Annotated in this window: 3 protein-coding genes; 2 read left to right on the forward strand and 1 reads right to left on the reverse strand. The window is 31.7% G+C overall.

Features of this window, described 5'->3' with window-relative positions; genetic code table 11:
• The coding region (locus tag H344_RS21260; protein WP_051254379.1) for a hypothetical protein at positions 1 to 621 on the forward strand (621 nt) is incomplete at its 5' end.
• A 282-nt stretch (positions 622 to 903) separates the two neighbouring features.
• On the forward strand, positions 904 to 4629 hold the full coding sequence (locus H344_RS0116475; RefSeq protein ID WP_026811281.1) for an nSTAND3 domain-containing NTPase: 3726 nt from the start codon (positions 904 to 906) through the stop codon (positions 4627 to 4629).
• Between the two features lie 216 nt (positions 4630 to 4845).
• On the opposite strand, the gene H344_RS0116480 is transcribed toward H344_RS0116475, so the two are convergent.
• Positions 4846 to 5186, reverse strand: a 341-nt coding sequence (locus H344_RS0116480; RefSeq protein WP_026811282.1) for an IS66 family transposase, incomplete at its 5' end; no start/stop codon positions are given.

The raw sequence follows: 5186 nt of genomic DNA on the forward strand, positions 1-5186 counted from the left end.
AATTATACAATGAGACCGAGAAGCTTAAAATTATTCAAAAAGAAAAAGGGAATTCATCTCAATCCTGACCAATGGGTCGGGATTTTTTTGACGGGCGGACTTTTTTTCTTGGCTTATCTACAACAATCACAAGGATTTAACTTTAATGGTTGGGTATTATATTTGGCCATCATTTGGTTTATCTATGGAGTTGGACTTATGATAAGTACCTTTTTTCGTTACGAAGGTGAATTTGGTGAATTTTACGGAAAACTAACATTTTGGGATGACCGAGTTCAAGTTGACACGGTTAATTACCCTCTTTCAGAAATATCAAAATTGGACTTTAGCCAAGCTTTCGACATTAGAGGAATGTTTGTAAACTCGGTAATGGAATTTACTCCTCACCTTTCAAACGGACTTGATAACGTAATGGTGATGGTACTGAAAAATGGAAGGAAATTGAAGTATACTTTCCTGCAAACCGAGGCTGAAAGGTTAAAGCATTTTAAAGAAATGTTGATTCACTATCATAAGAATGGGATTTTGGGGTGGTTACAACTATTGGACTTACTAGAAATTACTGATTACGATAAAATTCAGGAGTTTAAAAAAGAAATAACTATGGCCAACAAAACCTAAGCGTAATGCGGACTTTAGGGCAAAACCGAAAGGTCTGTGTATATTTATGAAGTCGCTAAATCTTATGGATTTAGCTTTGGATAAGAAAAAAATAAAACTAAACAATAAGCTTTAGCTTCGTGCGCAGAGGGAAACTAAACGTTTCCTAGCATCCGCACTACGCTTAGCACAATCGTACACAAGCTATGGAAACCAGCCGCACAAACAGCACATTTGGTTTTCCCACTACTAAAGCCAACGCTTAAAAACCAAAAGAGCTGTTTTTAGCCAACACCGAATGAGATGAGCAGACTACAAGAAATCGAGAAGGAATTAACTTCAATAAACGATGCCGTTTTCCAAGAATTATGTGACAGCTTTTTAAGCATTAGAAATAAAAACTACTCTGCCTTTTCAAGGACTGGAAGTCAAAGTGGAAAACAAAAAACTACAGTAGGAACACCAGATTCTTTTTTACTTTTACCAAATGGACAATATATTTTTGTTGAGCACTCAACAAATATAACTTCTGGACTTTCAAAACTAAAAGACGATATAAATAAATGTATTGATGTTACTAAGACTGGTATTGAGTTAAATAAAATTTCTGAAATAATTTTATGTATTAACTTTAGTCTAAAGGCAGATGAAGTTGAGGAATTAAAAAATCTTCTATCTGGCACTTATATCCAACTTACTGTTTATACTCTAGATTCATTAGCTGTAGAACTTCATCTTCACCATCGAGATTTAACTCATCAATATCTAGGCTTACCTTTAGACACAGGACAGATTGTATCCATTAAACAATTCATAAAAGAATACAATAGTGCCTCAAAAGGTATTTCAACACCATTAGACAATACGTTTTTACATAGAGAAAAAGAACTTACTGAACTATGTAATTCCTTGAATGAATCAGATATTATAATTCTTACTGGTGCAGCTGGAGTAGGAAAAACAAAATTAGCATTAGAATCTATTGATAATTTTCTTAAAGAGAACCTAGATTATAATGCTTACTGCATTTCTTATAAAAATCACACATTACTAAATGACCTTTATCAATACTTCAAAGAAGACGAAAACTATATTTTATTTGTTGATGACGCAAACAGGATAGATGCATTCAATCAAATAATCGGTTTTTACAAAACACCAAGAAAAGGTAAACTAAAAATCATAATAACTGTTCGTGATTATGCATTCCAAGAGATTGGATTATTATGTCAAGAATTTTCACCTCAAAGGGTTGATGTATACAAATTAAATGATGAGCAAATAAAAGATATTATTGAAGCTAAACCTTTTGAGATATTAAACCCTGAATATCAAAGAGTAATTATTCAAATTTCAGATGGTAATCCAAGGTTGGCTATTATGACTTCCTTATTAGCTAAAGCCGAACAAAATATTTACGTGCTTACTGATGTTTCCGATTTATTTGAAAAGTATTTTTCCACATTTATAAAAGATGAAGGAGAATTTGCTAACGATTTAAACATTAAGATTCTCGGTATTATTGCATTTTTCTATACTATACCTTACAAGGACAGGGCTGTAACTGAATCTATTTTAGCAAATTTCAATATAGAATACGATGAATTCATTGATGCTATTGATATACTTGATAAACTAGAACTTGTTGAAATTCAGTTTGAACACATTAAAATACCTGAACAGAATCTTTCAACTTACTTTTTCTACAAAGCATTCATAAAAGATGATTTACTTTCTTTCGAGGTTCTACTAAGTAATTATTTTGAGGCCAATAATTATCGTTTTAATGATTGTGTAATTCCTGCCAATAACACATTTGGCCATGAGAATGTAATGGAAAAATTAAAGCCAAAACTTCAGGATTATTGGAAAACGATTAAAGGAGAGCATAAAAAGGCTTTAAAACTACTAGCAACTTTCTGGTACTATCTTCAGGACGAATCTCTAGCATATGTCTATGAATTTATTGAAGGCTTCGAGAAAGAAGAGACTGAAGATTACACTGTAACTTATAAGAATAATCAATTTGCATACGACAAGAACGATATAATTGAACTTTTAGGTGAGTTTTTTAGATTTCCATCAAATTTAAAAGATGCCATACAACTCTCTTTCGAATATGTCAGAAAACAACCAAAACATCTACCTGAATTAATTCATAAAGTTAGAGAGAAATTAACTTTTGATGTTGAAGACGAAAAATATCGATTTGAAAGACAGAATGTACTATTTGACTGTCTAATTGAAGGTCTAAACTCAAACGATAACTTGTATTCAATTGCTTTTTTCGAGCTTTCAAAAAGCTTTATAGCTTTTAAATATCATCAAATTAAGGGAGGAAGAAATAATTCTATTACTTGGTATGATTATCCAATACCAGCATCTCATTCCGTTAAAAATTTTAGAGAAAAAATATGGAATTCTTTGTTTAGCAATTTTGATGATTATCCAAAAGAATCATTTAATGTTTTATTAAGTCACCCAAGTGGCAGAAGAGACATAACCAAGGATTTATTAGAGTTTGATGTTAATTTTATTGTTGAAATAATTCAAAAAAAATTAAATAATGAATCGTTTGAGCATTGTAGATATGTACAAAGACAAATCAAAGATTTACAAAGTAATTCAATTGACTTACCAATATTCTCATCTCTAAAAGAGCAGTTTATAAATGATATGTATAAAACATTTCTCTTAATAGATTGGAACAGAATTAGAGATAAAGAGATGTTTGAGTTTGATGATTTCAGAGAATATGATAGGTTGAAAGAAAATGAAATTAGGAAATCTTTCATATTCAGCTCTATTGACGAGTTTAAAGGATTCTATAAAAGCTTCATTTATCTAAGTAATGTCAGCGATAATAATTGGAACTATAATAAATCATATGACTGTATTATTGACGAAAACCTTAATAAAAATTTTGAATTAGGTTTAGAAATGCTAATTGAAACTGTAAAAAAAGATAATGAGATTGGTTATTTACCGTGGGCTGTTTTTCGCAATCAATTAAATGATTCTGAGAAGGCATCAAAAATATGGAAATTAATTTCGGACTATAGTTTCAAATCAAAATTCCAATGGCAAATGTCATATTTCAATTATTTATCAACTTCGTTAATTGATGATGAAAAAGTAAAGAACTTATTAGAGACGGTTGAAAACATTGATGAGCGCTATACAATTCATTTTGATATGCTTCAAAAATATTTGGAAAAAGAGCCTAACATATTCCAATCAATATTAAAGTTAGTACTTAAAAAAAATGAGGACGAGGAGTTCGATATATTGTTATGGATGGATTTGTTTGACAATCATTTCGATAATCTGGGTGACGATTTAGATTTAGTTAAGAAAAGCTATATACAGCAAGATAAACTTCAAACTTCATTTGATTATGAACAAAAAGGTCTCTTAAAAATTCTCAAACTAGATTCAAACTTCCTTGTCGAATATATTGATAGCCTCTTTACTGTATCTAGTAATAGAATTTCTTCAGATAGAAAAAATCTACAGGTTATTTGGGAATTAAAAGATGCTGAAGAGCTATTAGTTAAGATATTTGATTTAATAATTGAAAAAGATACTTACTATGGAATACTAGAACATTTTTGTAATGCATTCTTCTGGAATTTAGTAGAGCCTCATAAATCAAGAGCTAACATTTTTATTGAAAAGTATGTAATTGACAATAACAAAGACACTAAGAAAATAGAAATTATTGTTGATATTATTAGGCACTCTTGTCAAGATATGTTTGAAAAAGTTCTTTTACTTTATATATCTCTAAATCAAAATGTAGAAGACTTTAGACATCTTGCGTGGAGAGGAAATGGAACGAGTGGCTCAGGTGATGTAATACTTTCCGATATTGAGGCTGCTGATTGGAGACGAATACTTTCGATTGTCGAAAAATCAGACTTAGGTATTAAACTAATTCCAATAAAAAAATATTTAAATGACCGAATTGAATGGTGTTTAAAAAGTGGTGATAGAGAAAGACAAAGAAGATTTTTATCGAGATACTAATAGCCACCGCTTAAAGCCATACACATTTGCAATTCGCTACAGCCAAAACACAAGCCAAAAATTGCAAAAGAGCATGCCTTTACCAACGCTGGATGACAATCGGAAAGGAAAAAAGCCAGTGTACAGTCGAGTAGGTAAAGGTGTAAAGTATCCGTCCCACGAACCACGTCTTGGAGAACCGATTAATTCTTATAAGGTCTTTACCCTATAGCGGGTTTATCTTTTTTTAAGTTTTTTATAGTTCTGTGGATAAAGGTCCCGGATGTCCTTATGGTTGATGGTCATGATATTCTCCAAGGTATACTTTAACCATTCATATGGATTTACCTCGTGTTTTTTGCAAGTAGCAAAAAAGGAATAGATGCCAGCGGCCCTTTGTGCGGCATCATGTGAACCTGCGAACAGGTAGTTTTTTCTTCCTAGGGCCAGGGGTCTTATGGCATTTTCCACCAGGTTATTATCGATTTCCAGGATGCCGTCATAAAGATAGGTGCTGAGCTGGTCCCAACGGTTCATGGTATATAGGAAAGCTTTTCCGATGGGACTCTTGGGGTATG

The sequence above is a fragment of the Arenibacter latericius DSM 15913 genome (assembly GCF_000424985.1).
GTDB classification, from domain to species: domain Bacteria; phylum Bacteroidota; class Bacteroidia; order Flavobacteriales; family Flavobacteriaceae; genus Arenibacter; species Arenibacter latericius.

Excerpts from the sequence above, each read along its gene's own strand:
- H344_RS0116475 (WP_026811281.1), top strand. The coding sequence starts at position 904 with ATGAGCAGACTACAAGAAATCGAGAAGGAATTAACTTCAATAAACGAT.